Origin of the sequence: Pelagibacterium nitratireducens, assembly GCF_037044555.1 — a bacterium.
In the GTDB taxonomy this organism is placed as follows: domain Bacteria; phylum Pseudomonadota; class Alphaproteobacteria; order Rhizobiales; family Devosiaceae; genus Pelagibacterium; species Pelagibacterium nitratireducens.
Genome location: NZ_CP146275.1, coordinates 3,555,395 through 3,570,962 on the forward strand (window position 1 = coordinate 3,555,395; position 15,568 = coordinate 3,570,962).

Sequence of the window (15,568 nt, forward strand, 5' to 3'; positions counted from 1 at the left end):
TTTTGAAATCGTTAGGCGGGCAGGCCTAAAGCGTGCGCTGAACCTTTTCGACCCGATAGCATTCGATAACATCGCCGGGGCGCATGTCTTCGTATTTTTCGAATGCCATGCCGCATTCCTGACCGGACTGGACTTCCTTGACCTCGTCCTTGAAACGCTTGAGCGTCGAGAGCTTGCCCTCGTGGATAACCACGTTGTCGCGAATGAGGCGCACGCCGGCACCACGCTCGACCATGCCATCGGTAACCCGGCAGCCGGCGACCTTGCCGACCTTGGAGATGTTGAACACCTCGAGGATCTCGGCATTGCCCAGGAACGTCTCGCGCACTTCAGGCGCCAGCATCCCGCTCATCACGCCCTTAACGTCGTCGATCAGGTCGTAGATGATGTTGTAGTAGCGGACTTCGATGCCTTCGCGCTGGGCCAGATCGGCTGCCTGCTTGTTGGCACGCACGTTGAAGCCGATGATCACCGCGCTGGACGCCGTTGCCAGCGTCACGTCGGACTCGGTGATCCCACCCACACCCGAATACAGGATCTGCGCCGACACTTCGTCGGTCGAGAGCTTGTTGAGCGCAGTAACGATCGCTTCGACCGAACCCTGCACGTCGCCCTTGATGAGCAACGGGAATTTGGCGATGCCCGAAGCCTTGAGCTGATTCATCATCTGCTCGAGCGAGGTCGCACCGCCACCGGCGGTCTTTTCACGAATGACGCGCTGGCGGTATTCGGTGATCTCACGAGCGCGAGCTTCGCTTTCGACCACCGCGAAACGGTCGCCCGCGTCGGGAACACCGGAGAAGCCAAGCACTTCGACCGGCGTCGAAGGACCGGCGGATTTCACCTGCTCGCCCTTGTCGTCGATCAGCGCACGAACCTTTGCCCATTCATTACCGGCCACGACGATGTCGCCAACGCTGAGCGTGCCGCGCTGCACCAGTACGGTGGCAACGGCACCACGGCCCTTGTCGAGCTTGGATTCGATGACCAGACCCTGAGCGGCGCCCTTTTCAGGCGATTTGAGCTCGAGCACCTCGGACTGTAGCAACACCGCTTCCAGCAGGCCGTCGAGATTGGTCTTCTTGAGCGCGGACACTTCCACGTCGAGCACTTCACCGCCCATCGATTCCACGAAAACTTCATGCTGAAGCAGTTCGGTGCGCACGCGGGTGGAATCGGCTCCCTGCTTGTCGATCTTGTTGATCGCCACGATGATCGGGACGCCCGCCGCCTTGGCGTGCTTGATCGATTCAATGGTCTGGGGCATCACGCCATCGTCGGCAGCCACCACCAGAATGGCGATATCTGTAGCCTGCGCACCGCGGGCGCGCATGGCGGTGAACGCCTCGTGGCCCGGCGTGTCCAGGAAGGTGATCTTCTGGCCGTTCTTTTCGACCTGATAGGCGCCGATGTGCTGAGTGATGCCACCGGCTTCGGTCGAGACAACATTGGCCTCACGGATCGCATCGAGCAGCGAGGTCTTGCCGTGGTCGACGTGGCCCATGATGGTCACGACCGGCGGCCGGTTGACCAGATCGCCGGCGTCATCACCACCAACGTCGTCAAACAGACCGCCTTCAACGTCGCTTTCAGCAACGCGCTTGACGCTATGACCCATTTCGGTGGCGACCAGTTCGGCAGTGTCGGCATCGATGATGTCGTTGATCTTGAGCATCTGGCCCTGGGCCATCAAGAGCTTGATGACGTCCACGGCACGCTCGGCCATGCGGTTGGCCAGTTCGGCCACGGTGATTGCCTCGGGGATCGTGACTTCACGGGCCAGCTTGGGCTGGGCAACCTTGGTGTTGCGACCCATCTTCTTGTTCTGGCGCCGGCGCATGGCAGCCAGAGACGGTCCGCGCCGATCGCTATCGTCGAGCGCCGAATTTACGTTCAGGCGCCCACGCGAGTTGGAATCGCGGCGAGCAGGGGTTGCGCTGGGACGCGGTGCGGCATTGCGCTTGGCGCGTTCAAGCTCGTCCTTGTCGACAAGCGCTTTTGGACCGGGCGCAGCGCGGCGGCGCACGCGGTCATCCTCGCCTTCACCCGGAGGCGGCGGGGGCGGCATATCGGGCTGAGCTGCGCGCGGACTGGGCTTGGCAACGGGTTTGGGCCGGGCCTGTCCGGCCTTGACCGGCACGATGCCGTCTAGCTCGTCATTAACGGCTTCCTGGGCCTTGGCGGCTTCAACCGCGGCCGCACGGCGCTCGGCCTCTTCGCGCTCGGCCTTGCGGCGGGCATCGATCTCGGCGTGGCGCTGGGCCTCTTCCTCGGCCTTGGCACGATCTTCCTCGGCACGAGCCGCCGCTTCTCGCAGGGCGCGCTCGCGGGCCTGGTTCTCGTTTTGGGTGAGGCTGGCCGAATTTGCATTCTGTCGCGGGCTCGCCGACTGCGGGCGGCCGCCCGGACGGGAAGGCTGAGGCCTGCCGCCACCTGATGCATTGCCACCCGACTGTTGAGGCGCGCCCGTACCGGGCCCACCCACGCGGCGGGTGCGCTTTTCAACCACGACGGTGCGTGAGGACCGCGACATGCCGGGCCGTGCGCCAAGATTGGGCGCGCCCTTGAGGGTCAGGGTCTTTTTCCCCGAGCCCGAATTGTCGCTGGTCTTATCCTTATCGGTCATATGTTGCCGTCTTCTTCTCTGTCTGTGGCGTTGAAAAGGGCAAGCCGATTTGCCCGTTCAATCACCGAATTTGCTGCCGCGCCGGGAGTCAGCGCAGCGTGTATCACATTTTCGAGCCCCAATGCCAAACCCAATTGGGTCGACGAGAGAGATTCAATATGGACCAACCTGTCAGCGACCTCGCCGCGCCGGGCCCATTGCAGCATCTTGCGGCGTCCGTCGGGGGCTGCATCGCTGGCGGTAATCAGCGCGCCCACCCGTCCCGATTGAAGAACCGAAGCGACTTTGGCGGCGCCCGTCACCAGGATGCCGGCCTTGCGCGCCAACCCCAGAGTGCCTGTCAGGCGTTGTTCTAACCGGGTCCGTACCAGTTCTGCAAGGTCGGGCGGCACGGACACATTTTCCTTGAGGCTCCGCGCAAAAACCTTTTTGCGCACCGCCTCATCCACTGCAGGGGCAGAAAGGGTGATCCAGACGCCGCGGCCAGGGGCCTTGGCATCGACATCGGGCGCCAGAACCCCGTCGGGGGAAACCGCGAAGCGGATGAGCGCGGATGCGGGCTTTTCGGCCCGCGTGAGCGCGCACATCCTCTCTACATCTTTTTCGCGGCCCAATTGCGGCGCCCTTTTGTCCTTGTTCTGCCAAACGCCCCGATGAGGAGCAATGTCGCTATTGTGCGACCTCGCCCTCGGCGGGGACTCCGTCTTCACCTTCAACGAGTTCTGCCTGAGGCAGGTCGTCCTCAGTGATCCAGCCAGCCTTGAGGCGCGCGGCCATGATCATGTCCTCGGCCTCTTCCCTGGACAACGGGAAGGCCGAAAGCGTGCCTTCGAAGCGCTTGGTTTCACCGTCTTTGCGCTCGGTCCAGCCGATCAGATCGTCGGCAATATTGCCGGCGAAATCTTCGACAGTCTTGATTTCATCCTTGCCCAAGGCAACCAGCATTGCTGCCGAAAGACCCGGAATATCGTAAAGTGCGTCCTCGACGCCGAGCTTTTTACGCTCCTCATCAAGCTCGCGTTCCTGCGCATCGAGGAATTCGGTGGCACGGTTCTGGATCTCTCCAGCCGTTTCCTCGTCAAAGCCGCCGATCGAGGCGATTTCCGCCAGATCGACATAGGCCAGTTCCTCGATCGAGGAGAAGCCTTCCGATGCGAGCAACTGGGCAACCATCTCGTCCACGTCGAGCGCGTTCATAAAGAGCGCCGTCCGCTCGGTGAATTCCTTCTGGCGGCGTTCGGATTCTTCCTGCTCGGTCAGGATGTCGATGTCCCAGCCGATCAACTGGCTGGCCAGTCGCACGTTCTGGCCACGGCGACCGATGGCAAGCGAAAGCTGTTCGTCGGGAACCACCACTTCGATGCGCTCTGCCTGTTCGTCGAGCACCACCTTGGCGACATCGGCAGGCTGGAGCGCGGATACGACTAGATCTGCTATATTGTTCGTCCAGGGGATAATATCAATCTTTTCACCCTGCAATTCTCCGACAACCGCCTGAACACGCGAACCGCGCATACCCACGCAGGCACCGACCGGATCGATCGAAGAATCCGAGGAGGTCACGGCGATCTTTGCGCGTGAGCCCGGGTCACGGGCGATCGAGCGGATGGTGATGATGCCGTCGTAGATTTCCGGCACTTCCTGGGCGAAGAGCTTGGCCATGAACTGGGGATGGGTGCGCGAGAGGAAAATCTGCGGCCCGCGCTGCTCACGGCGCACGTCATAAATGTAGGCACGGACGCGGTCTCCATAGCGGAACTGTTCACGCGGGATCAGCTCGTCGCGGCGGATAATGGCTTCACCGCGGCCGAGATCGACGATCACATTGCCATATTCGACGCGCTTGACCGAACCGTTGACGATTTCGCCGACACGGTCCGCATATTCTTCGTACATCCTGTCGCGTTCGGCATCACGCACCTTCTGGACGATGACCTGCTTTGCCGACTGGGCTGCGATACGGCCGAATTCGATCGGGGGGAGCGGCTCGGTCACGTAATCGCCGAGTTTGGCGGCGTCGTTTTTGGCAAGCGCTTCCTTGAGGGAAATCTGGCGGCCATATTCTTCGACACGCTCGACGATTTCGAGCAGGCGCCACAGGCGCAATTCGCCGGTGCGGGGATTGATCTCGGCCTTGACCTCGGTTTCGGCACCGTAGCGAGCCTTGGCGGCGCGCTGAATGGCCTCTTCCATAGCTTCGATGACGATCATGCGGTCGATGGACTTTTCGCGCGCCACGGCATCGGCGATCTGCAAAAGCTCCAACCTGTTCGCTGAAACGGCCATTGGATCAATTCTCCTGGGTTCGCTCGTCGGCGTCGCCGCCGTCGGTTTCTTCAATGATGGTCTCGACGTCCTCATCGGCTTCGTCGTAATCGGGATTTTCTGCCTGACGCTTGCGCGCCTCATCGAGCAGCTTGTCGGTCATCAGCAGCTTTGCTTCGGCCAAGAGTGCCAGCGGCAGCACATGAACGGGATCGGTTCCAACCGGTGCGTCGGGCAGGCGGATCGAAAACGTGTCATCGTCAGCGCCGACGATATCGCCGCGGAAGCGCTTGCGGCCCTCGATCATTTCGCCGAGCTCAACCTTGGCTTCGTGTCCGACCCAGGCCTGGAAATCGCGGGCCCGAACCAGCGGCCGATCGACGCCGGGTGAGGATATCTCGAGGTGATATTCGCGGTCGATGGGATCTTCGATATCCAGTACCGGGTTGAGATCGTGGTGGAGCTTTTCGCAATCGGTGATGGCGAAATGCCCATTTTCGTCCTCGCACATGATCTGCAGCGTGCAGCCATTGTCATTGCTGATGCGCACGCGAACCAGATCATAGCCCAGCGATTGGGCCACCGGCTCGACGATTGCCGCAACACGCGCCTCGAGTGCGGATTCGCGGATGTAGCGTTTTGTATTGGCAGTCATGCTTACCCTGATTGAGGTAATAAAAAAGAGCGGGGCCGGTCGGCACCCACTCTCTCATTTTCCGAGATTGTTAGGCATCATATAGCGCCGCATCGTCACGAACGCAAGAACTCGAAGTAAAAGCTCTTCATGCGTCCCTGCCGCCGGGCCTTCTGCTCGTACCGCGTGGACTGCCAGCCGGGATAGGGCAGATGCCAGGCGCCGGGTTCGGCGATGGGCCATGCAAATCTTTCGGTCTTTAAAATATGGGCCAAGGTCCAGTTGGCGTAGTCCTCGATGTCGGTGGCAAACCGAAATGTGCCGCCGGGTTTGAGCACGCGGGCGAACTCGGCAAGCATGTTGAACTGGATCAGGCGTCGCTTGTGATGGCGCGGCTTGGGCCATGGATCGGGATAGAGAACGTAGAGACAATCGATACAGGCGGCGGGCATCACGCCGAGAAGCTTGATGACGTCGTCAGGGAACAGCGCGATATTATCGATGCCTTCGATGTCGATTGTTTCGAGCAGCTTGCCGATGCCGCCGGTAAACACTTCGCAGCCGATAAAGCCGTCGTTGGGATTTTCGCGCGCCATGCGGGCGAGATGCTCGCCGCCGCCATAGCCGATTTCGAGATGAATGCGCCCTGCCTGCGGGAACAGCGTCCCGGGGTCGACAGGCGCGGAAATATCGACAGTCAGCTCGGGAAGCAGCGTTTCGAACAGCGCCTGCTGGCCCTTATGGAGTTTTTTGCCCGAACGGCGTCCGAAAAAGGCGCGCGGTCCTTTGGGGTCCTGCGGGATGGATTTGGACGTCATGGTTTCACTATCGAAAACAAAAGCGCGGCGTGTTGCGCCGCGCTTTACAATCAATGGATCGGACGAGCAAGGATCAGGTCAGGTCAGCTCGGCCCGGATCGCTTCGGCCAGATCGGTTCTCTCCCATGAGAACCCGCCATCGGCCTCCGGCTCACGCCCGAAATGGCCATAGGCGGCCGTGCGTTCATAGATTGGCTTATTGAGCCCCAGATGCTCGCGGATACCGCGCGGGGAAAGGTTCATGACTTTTTGCAGCACTGCGCCCAACCGGTCCTCATCGACGGTGCCGGTGCCGTAGGTATCGACAAAGATCGAGAGCGGTTTGGACACGCCGATGGCGTAGGAGAGCTGGATGACGCATTTTTCCGCCAGGCCCGCCGCCACAACATTTTTCGCCAGATAGCGGGCCGCGTATGCTGCCGAGCGGTCGACCTTGGTGGGATCCTTACCCGAGAACGCGCCGCCACCATGAGGCGCCGCGCCGCCATAGGTATCCACGATGATCTTGCGGCCTGTCAGCCCCGCGTCACCATCGGGCCCACCAATGACGAAAGCGCCAGTGGGATTGACGTAGAATTCGTCCTCAGGGGGCATCCAGCCCTTGGGCAGGACGTCTTCGACAAAGGGGCGCACGAGGTCCCGGACGCACTGTTGGGATACATTCTCGATATGCTGGGTCGAAACGACGACGGCGGAAACACCGACCGGCTTGCCGTTCTCGTATTTCAGGGTCACCTGACTCTTGGCATCGGGGCCGAACTCGGAAACGGCACCGGAATGGCGGGCCGCCGCCATGTTCTTTAGGATCTTGTGAGCGTAAGTGAGCGGGGCCGGCATCAGCTCGGGCGTCTCGTTGACGGCAAAGCCGAACATGATGCCCTGATCGCCGGCGCCTTCATCCTTGTTGCCCGAGGCATCGACGCCCTGGGCGATGTGGGCGGACTGCTCGTGCACATGGCACGACACATCAAGGGTCCGCCAATTGAACCCCTCCTGCTCGTAGCCGATCCGTTTGACAACGCCGCGCGCGATATCTTCCATACGACCGGCATCTATGGATGCAGGGCCGCGCACCTCACCCGCCAGAACGACGCGATTGGTGGTCGCCAAGGTTTCAAGGGCAACGCGCGAATAGGGATCTTGCGCGAAAAATGCGTCCACTATGGCGTCGGAGACCTGGTCGCAAATCTTGTCGGGATGACCCTCGGAAACCGATTCCGAGGTGAAGAGATAAGAAGAACTGGCCACGTTAAACCTCATTTCAACTGGCGAGGGCGCACGCGGAAGTGCGCGTGTCCAGGCTCAATCCCGGGCACTTTCGAACTTGCTTTTCGCAGGTTGGGACGCAGAAAGCAAGGGCCATATAAAGAAAGCTTTATATGGACAGGGTCAGTCGAGACGCCTGAGGCGGCGGCGCCGGCCCGGCAAGGACAACAGCACCCCCAAAATCAGCATGCCGACCAGTGGCCAATGGCGATATTGGGCAAAAAAAGTCGGAGACAGCGGTTGAGCGGGCGTGCCCTTGATGGCACCCACCATACCTTCTGCCATCATTGCGTCGATGCGCCCCATGGGGTCGACAATGGCCGAAATGCCGGAATTTGCCGCCCGAACCACCGACTTTCCCTCTTCGACCGCCCTGACCCGTGCATGGTGAAAATGCTGGGCCAACCCCATTGATCCATCGAACCATGCGTCATTGGTGAGGACAAGGATGAAGCCCGCTTCATCGACCGATGCACCAAGACTGCCGGGAAACACGATCTCGTAGCAAATGAGCGGCAGGATGGCGGGCGAGCCAGGCAGGTGAAACAATCTGCGCTCGGCGCCGGCGGCCCAACCCTGCGACCCTTCGGCCAGCTGGGTGATGCCGAACTGACGCAAAAAGTCGCCAAACGGCAAATATTCGCCGAACGGAACGAGATGGGTCTTGTCGTAGGAAGTGACGACCTCGCCCTCCCCGTTGAAGGCAAGCACCGAATTGAACGGCTTTGCGCCAGGCACGATCTCACCATTGGCCCCATAGGGCTGGCGGGGCGCGCCGGTCAGAAGCCAGATGTCGTCGGGCAGGGTGCGGGCGATTCGGGCGAGCAGCTCGGGCTCATCGGACAAAAAGAAGGGAATGGCGGCCTCGGGCCAGATTAGATGGGTGACGTCGCCAAGTGCCTGATCGTCAGGATTGGTCTGCATGGTGGACAAATCGAGCAGGCGGTTAACTGTCTCCTCGCGCGCAAAGGTCTGCCATTTGACGTCTTGGGGGATGACCGGCTGGACGATTCGAAGAACGACGTCCTCGAAGGGTTCGGTCTGCGTCTCATTGAGTCGAAAATTGCCCCAGGCGATCTGGCCGGCGAGCAACCCGAACGCGGCGAACAGGGGAAGGATGCGGGCAATCAGCGAACGCTCCGCGGCCGGCCACACCAGCGCCGGCGTTGCTGAAATAAGGACGGCCACAAATGTCAGCCCGTAAACACCGACAAGGCTGGTTGCCTGCATCATTTCGAGGTTGGCGGTCAGCGCGTAACCCAAGAGATCGAAAGGAAAGCCGGTGAAAAGATAGCCGCGCGCCAGTTCGGCCAGGGTCAGCGCCGTAGCAAGGGCAAATATCCGTCCCGGCCCGGCCGACCAGAAGAAATGCGCCAGGGCCGTGCCCAGCCCCCAGAACACCGCAAGCAGCAGAGCAAGCCCGGCCACGGCAAACGGCATGACGACAAGGAGCCACCCGCCGTCGACAAAGAAAGCTGCGCCGATCCAGTGCAGGGCGACGAGGAAATAGCCAAAGCCGAAGGCAAGCCCGATGCGAAATGCAGGCCCCACCACCATGGAACGGATCGAGCGCTTGCGTTCCGCACCATCAAGGGCCCAGACCAGCACCGGCATTGCGACAAACAGAGCAACAAGAAAAAAGATCGGAGGAGCCGACAGCCCTGCCAACGCACCTGCGAGGACCAGCATCAGGATGCGCCGCCACCCATGGGCGAGCATTGCAAACTCGGCAAGAGCGGTCATGGCGGTCCTTGCGCATCGAATCACTGGCCAGAACCGTGACCGTACCGCCCAAGGCGGTCAACTCTGTTGCCATTTATCTGGGTGCGCGCACGGTTTTGATAATGCCCCGTACGCCTCGCGAACGTACGGGGCGCTGAGATTGTGGTGCAAACAACCTCTGCCGGAGGATATCCGGCGCAATTGTCTTAGCGCACTATGACGGGTTTGTCATTTAACAAATGCCCGAAAAATGTGCATATCGCAGGAGCAACCATAATCGTTGCGGTCAGTTTTTAATCACCTACCGGCTGCGCAATCGCTGCTAGAATTCCGCAACAACCTGAAGCGCTTGCACGGCCTTGATCGCGGCCGAAGCCCGGTTCTCAACGCCGAGTTTGGTGTAAACCTGTTCGAGATGCTTGTTTACGGTCCGGGGGCTGAGCCCGAGAATATCGCCGATGTCCTTGTTTGACTTGCCGCGGGCAATCCAGAGCAGCACTTCGCTTTCGCGCTGAGTCAATCCAAAAGCCTGGCGTAGGGCATCCTCGGTGCCTTCCGTCCGGGCGCTCGACAGACGGAACAGATATTCTTTGCCGGCAACAAGACCCAGAAACGATAACTGCAAACCGGGCGATCCGGCAGCGGCGACATCAAAACCCCCGCCGGCATCGGGGGAACCACCGGCGCTCTTCAACCACTCCAGAAAGCGCTCCGACATGGGGCCCTCCTGTTCGGCATCAATGCCCGAGCGCGTCAAGAGGCGGCTGGCCTGCGGCGTCGACCAGAGCAGCGGCCCCTCGGCGGCAAAGGCCACAAGGTGGCGCCCGGCGGCATCAAGCGCAATGTGTGCGCTTTGCGCGCGTCGGGCATTGGCCAGATGGACGCGGATGCGAGCCCTCAATTCATCGACGTTTATGGGCTTTGAGAGATAATCGACCCCACCGCTATCGAGGGCATGGACGATATGCTCGGTCTCGGTCAAACCAGTCATGAAGATGATCGGGATGTGGCCGAGGGCAGGCACAGTTTTGAGCCGGCGACAGGTCTCAAAGCCGTCAAGGCCCGGCATGACCGCGTCCATGAGCACCACGTCCGGCGTCACCCGATCGGCAATACCGAGCGCCATTTCTCCGGACCGCGCAACGAGCACGGTCAGGCCGGCATCCTCGAGCGCCGCAGTCAGGAACCCCAGCGACTCCGGGGAGTCATCGACCAGAAGCACGATATCGTTTTCGCGCTCAATCGGGCTCATGGCTAATCCTCTCCAGAAGCTCGGCATAGCCATCAAAATCGAACACCTCCATATGCCGCCGCAGGGCTTGGACCAGCGGGAGATTGTCGGGGTCGCCGGCCAGTTCGCCAAGCTTGGCATCAATGCCCCGCACATGCCCGATCTGTCCCAGGCCGGCAAGGTCGCGCAGGTGCTCGCTGCCCGGGGAGCGCATTTTTTTGGGCCGGACCTCCGCTGCAGGGCCAGGGTTGGCGTACTCCCAATCGAGCTTGAGGTGGGTGCCGAGTTTGTCGAGCAGCTGATAGAGATCGACAGGCTTGGCCAATGTGTCGGTGTGGCCCGCATCCCCGCCCGTCGGGCCGGCGCCATCTCCGATATTGGCCGAAAGCAGAACGATTGGCGCACTGACGGCCCGCTGCCTCAGGGCCGCGGCCAGCGCCCAACCGCTCATGCGCGGCATGCGGATATCGAGGAAATAGAGGTCCGGGCGAACCGCGTCGAGACGAGAGAGGCAATCGGGGCCATCGACAGCGGTCAGGACCGTAAAGCCGAGCGGCGCCAGCAATTGGTCCATCACGTCACGATGCTCGGCATTGTCATCGACCACAATGATGGTGCGGCGTTCACCCCTATAGCCCGTCACCCGGCGCCGGTCCGCACCTGCCTTGGCGAGGCGCTCGACGCGGGCAAGCATCAGCCGTGCCTGAAACCGAGTGCCTGAACCGAGCGCGCTTGAGACGGTGATTTCGCCGCCGAGGGTTTCGGTCAAAAGCCTGGTGATGGTCAACCCCAGCCCGAGACCAGGGGCAAAGCGGGAGCGCTCGGCCTCGCCGCGCACGAAGGGCTCGAAAATATGCTGCAGATCGTCTTCGGAAATGCCGCTTCCCGTGTCCGCGACGGTAAAGGTCGCGACCTGGGAGCGGTATCCGATTTCGAATGTGATCGTGCCTTCGGACGTGAACTTGATGGCATTGGACAAGAGATTGACCAGTATCTGACGCAAGCGCTTTTCGTCGGTTCGCACATACTGGGGCAGCATGGGCGAGCGCACATGGTTGAACGCGAGTCCCTTGGCCTCCGCCTGCGGCCGGAACATCTCCACGAGCTGGTCGAGGAAGTCCTCGATATTGATCTCGTTGGAATAGACCTGGAGCCGCCCCGCCTCGATACGCGAGATGTCGAGCAACCCGTCGATTAATCCCGACAGATGCTCGGCGCTGCGGCGGATGGTTTCGACCGAGCCGCGTCGATTGACGGGAATCTCGCGATCACGCTCGAGGATTTGGGCATAGCCCATAACCGCGTTGAGCGGGGTGCGCAGCTCATGGCTCAATCCAACGACGTAACGGGACTTGGCGTTGTTTGCTGCTTCGGCCTTTTCCTTGGCGCGCTGCAGTTCGGCGTCGGTTTTCGAGTGCGCATCGATTTCCTTGAGCAACAAGGTGTTCTGGCGCGTGCTTTCCTCCTCGGCAACGAGGCGGCTGTCATGGGCAAGCACCAGGAACCAGGTCATGATCCCTGCTGTCACCGAGAAAACGAAAAAGACCACGAGCAGCGTTCCGCCCACGACATCGGCGGTTTCGGGCGCGTATTGGGCGGCCAGTCCATAGATAAGCGCCAGCGCGCCGCCGAGCATCGATACGGCAACCAGCGTCGCGATCGCGTATCGCCCCAGACGGGACTGGAGCTTTTCCACGACCCAGCCGGGCAATATTGTGGCAGCCACGGCCTGAGTCTGGGCACGGAAATGGGCGTGTGGCTTACACATGTCATGGCAGCGCGCATCGAGAGAGCAGCACAGCGAACAGATCGGAGCGGCGTAGGCCGGACACCAGGCCATGTCCTCGGGCTCGAAAGGGTGTTCGCAGATCGAGCAGGTGAGCGTTTTAAGCTTTTGCCATTGGCGGCGGGGCTTACGGGCCAGATAATATTTGCCCTTGGTGGCCCAGGCGAGAGTGGGGGATGCGACAAAGCACACAACCAGCGCGATGTAAGGAGACAACGCCGCTGCCATGGTGCCGAAGGCTCCGAAATGGGCGGCCAGTGCAATGGTGGCCGAGAGAAACATCGAGCCGACACCGACGGGATTGACGTCATAGAGGTGGGCGCGTTTGAACTCGATCCCTGGCGGGGCCAATCCCAGTGGTTTGTTGATGAACAGATCGGCGGAAATCGAGCACAGCCAGGCCATGGCAACAATCGAAAAGATGCCAAGCGTTTCTTCGAGAAGCCGGTAGATGCCCAACTCCATCAACAGCAGCGCGATGGACACGTTGAACATCAGCCAGACGACGCGACCCGGATGGGAATGGGTGAGCCGGGAAAAGAAATTGGACCAGGCGAGCGAGCCCGCATAGGCGTTCATTACGTTGATCTTGAGCTGGCTTATGACCACGAATACGGCCATGAGCATCAGTGCCAGAAACTCGTTGGGGATCATGTAGCCAAAGGCGATGGCAAACATGTAGCCCGGCTCGGAAGCGTGTTCGGGCGAAACGCCGGCCGAAAGTGCGAGAAAGGCAAGAAAAGAACCCGCCAAAAGCTTGGGTGCGCCGACCACCACCCAGCCCGCGCCGGCAAGAAAAACCCCAAGTTTGTGCCGCCATTTGGGCATTTTTTCCGCCGGCAGGAAGCGCAGAAAGTCCACCTGCTCACCGATCTGGGTCATCAGCGCCAGGATGACCGCAGATGCCGCACCGAATTTGGCGACTTCGAAGGGCGCGATTGAGCCCGGTTCGCCCGGCGGCTGGTCCAGTCCGGTAAAGGCGCGCCAGAGATCGAACTTTTCCCAATCCATGAAGGCTATGAAAAAGAACGGCAGTATGTTGAGGACGATCCAGACCGGCTGGGTCAGAATCTGGAAGCGCGAGATCATGGTGATCCCATGGGTGACCAGCGGGATCACAACGATCGCCGAAATGATATGGCCGAGCCAGAGCGGAATGCCGAAGGCCAGTTGCAGGGCGCTCGACATGATCGATGCTTCAATAGCAAAGAGAATGAAGGTGAAGCCCGCATAGATCAGCGAGGTGATGGTCGACCCGATGTAGCCAAAGCTGGCCCCGCGGGTCAAAAGATCCACATCGACGCCATGGCGCGCCGCATAGCGGGCAACGGGCACTCCCACAAACAGGATCGCTATGGAGGCGACCGCGATGGCGATCATCGCGTTGGTCGTGCCATAGCTCAGAGTGATGGCGCCACCGATGGCTTCGAGCGCCAGAAACGAAATTGCACCGATTGCAGTCTGGGAAATGCGGTCGTTGGAAAAGCGCCGCGCCGACTTGGCGGTGAAGCGCAGGGCGTAGTCTTCCAGCGTTTCGTTGGCCACCCAGCGGTTGTATTCGCGCCGGATGGGGATGATTCTTTGTCGCGCCATGAATCGTCTAGTTTTTAGCCATTTTATCGGGCTGCACAAAAATTTTCCAACCTCTCCATAGCATGGATTGCATTGGAATCACGCGGCTTTTCATGCCCCGGCGCAAGAGTTGGCTCCTGCAATGGCTTCCTGATTACGTCAATCGACGTATAGGGTCAGCTCAACGAAGTGTCCCAAAGTCCGGCAAGGGCGTCAGTCAATGACGCCTTGGGGAACCAAACTGAGGGACATCACCATGAAGAAATTCAGCGCATCGCGCGCTTTGCTTGCCACGGTTCTGGCCGGTGGCATGAGCCTGCCGATGGCGCCGGCCATTGCGCAGGACGAGGGGCCGATCAAGGTCGGGATTCTGCATTCGCTGTCGGGCACGATGGCGATTTCGGAAACCACGCTCAAAGACGTTATGCTGATGCTCATCGAGCAGCAGAATGAGGCCGGTGGCGTGATGGGCCGCCAGCTCGAACCCGTTGTCGTGGATATCGCTTCGGATTGGCCGCTCGCCGCGGAATTGGCGCGCCGGCTGATCGAAGTCGACGAAGTCGACGCGGTCTTTGGCTGCTGGACATCGGTGTGCCGCAAATCGGTGCTTCCGGTATTTGAAGAGCTGAACTCGCTGCTGTTCTATCCGGTCCAGTACGAAGGCGAAGAATCCCAGCGCAATGTTTTCTACACCGGCGCCTCGCCCAACCAGCAAGCGATTCCCGCTGTCGATTATCTGATGAACGAAGAAGGCGTCGAGCGCTGGGTGCTGGCCGGCACAGACTATGTCTATCCCCAGACCACCAACAAAATCCTCGAGCAGTATCTTCTCGATAGCGGTGTGGCTTCGGAAGACATCATGATCAACTATACCCCGTTCGGGCATTCGGACTGGCAGACGATCGTATCCGACATCGTGGCCTTCGGCTCGGAAGGCATGAAGACAGCAGTGGTCTCGACCATCAATGGCGATGCCAATGTGCCGTTCTACCGCGAGCTGGCCAATCAGGGCGTCGCAGCCGAAGACATTCCGGTCGTCGCGTTCTCGGTGGGCGAAGAAGAGCTTTCGGGATTCGACACCGCACCGCTTGTGGGCCACCTTGCCGCCTGGAACTACTTCATGAGCGTTGAAACGCCCGAGAACGAAGAATTCATTGCCTCATGGCAGGACTTCATCGGCTCGGAAGATCGTGTGACCAACGACCCGATGGAGGCCCATTACATCGGCTTCAATCTCTGGGTCGATGCCGTCGAGGCGGCAGGAACCACCGATGCCGACGCGGTGATCGAAGCGATTGTCGGGCTGGAAACGCCGAACCTGACCGGTGGCATGGCCGAGATGCTGCCCAACCACCACATCACCAAGCCGGTGCTGATCGGTGAAATTCAGGATGACGGCCAGTTCTTCGTGGTCTCTGAAACCGACGATCTGGTGCCGGGCGATGCCTGGTCCGACTATCTGCCCGAGTCCGCAATGCTCGAAGCCGATTGGACCGACCCGATCATGTGCGGCAACTACAACACCGAAACCGAAACCTGCGGCGGCGGCTCAGCCGAATAGGCCGAACATTTCGCGTTTGCCGGGGACGGGTCGTCCCGCCCCCGGCTCTGCTGTCAACATTGACCAGAAATCCTTCCGACCGGCTCG

Annotated in this window: 10 protein-coding genes; 1 reads left to right on the top strand and 9 read right to left on the bottom strand. The window is 60.6% G+C overall.

Features of this window, described 5'->3' with window-relative positions; all coding sequences use genetic code 11:
* Positions 1-25 precede the first annotated feature (25 nt).
* The 9 genes from infB to V6617_RS17485 form a co-directional block, all read right to left on the bottom strand.
* Entirely contained in the window at positions 26-2,626 is a 2,601-nt protein-coding gene (gene infB / locus V6617_RS17445) for a translation initiation factor IF-2 (RefSeq protein WP_338608189.1), read from the bottom strand.
* Positions 2,623-3,213, bottom strand: coding sequence for an RNA-binding protein (locus tag V6617_RS17450; protein ID WP_338608190.1), 591 nt, complete (start codon positions 3,211-3,213; stop codon positions 2,623-2,625). Before V6617_RS17450 ends, infB begins: the two co-directional genes overlap by 4 nt.
* A gap of 82 nt (positions 3,214-3,295) precedes the next feature.
* Positions 3,296-4,912 carry a transcription termination factor NusA gene (gene nusA, locus V6617_RS17455; protein ID WP_338608191.1) on the bottom strand — a complete coding sequence of 539 codons (1,617 nt, stop codon included), beginning with the start codon at positions 4,910-4,912 and terminating at the stop codon, positions 3,296-3,298.
* A 4-nt stretch (positions 4,913-4,916) separates the two neighbouring features.
* A complete protein-coding gene (gene rimP, locus V6617_RS17460) occupies positions 4,917-5,546 on the bottom strand; it encodes a ribosome maturation factor RimP (protein ID WP_338608192.1) in 630 nt (209 codons plus the stop codon).
* A gap of 95 nt (positions 5,547-5,641) precedes the next feature.
* Positions 5,642-6,343, bottom strand: coding sequence for a tRNA (guanosine(46)-N7)-methyltransferase TrmB (gene trmB, locus V6617_RS17465; protein ID WP_338608193.1), 702 nt, complete (start codon positions 6,341-6,343; stop codon positions 5,642-5,644).
* Positions 6,344-6,421: 78 nt separating this feature from the next.
* The gene (gene metK / locus V6617_RS17470) at positions 6,422-7,591 is read right to left on the bottom strand and encodes a methionine adenosyltransferase (protein WP_338608194.1); all 1,170 of its coding nucleotides are present in this window, start codon (positions 7,589-7,591) and stop codon (positions 6,422-6,424) included.
* A gap of 141 nt (positions 7,592-7,732) precedes the next feature.
* On the bottom strand, positions 7,733-9,352 hold the full coding sequence (gene lnt / locus V6617_RS17475; RefSeq protein WP_338608195.1) for an apolipoprotein N-acyltransferase: 1,620 nt from the start codon (positions 9,350-9,352) through the stop codon (positions 7,733-7,735).
* Positions 9,353-9,653: 301 nt separating this feature from the next.
* The gene (locus tag V6617_RS17480; protein ID WP_338608196.1) at positions 9,654-10,583 is read right to left on the bottom strand and encodes a DNA-binding response regulator; all 930 of its coding nucleotides are present in this window, start codon (positions 10,581-10,583) and stop codon (positions 9,654-9,656) included.
* Complete coding sequence (locus V6617_RS17485; RefSeq protein ID WP_338608197.1) at positions 10,570-13,941, bottom strand: hybrid sensor histidine kinase/response regulator; 3,372 nt, start codon at positions 13,939-13,941, stop codon at positions 10,570-10,572. The genes V6617_RS17480 and V6617_RS17485 overlap by 14 nt, the downstream gene beginning before the upstream one ends.
* A gap of 235 nt (positions 13,942-14,176) precedes the next feature.
* Between V6617_RS17485 and urtA the strand changes: the two genes are divergently transcribed.
* On the top strand, positions 14,177-15,481 hold the full coding sequence (urtA, locus tag V6617_RS17490; RefSeq protein WP_422394793.1) for an urea ABC transporter substrate-binding protein: 1,305 nt from the start codon (positions 14,177-14,179) through the stop codon (positions 15,479-15,481).
* Positions 15,482-15,568: the final 87 nt, after the last annotated feature.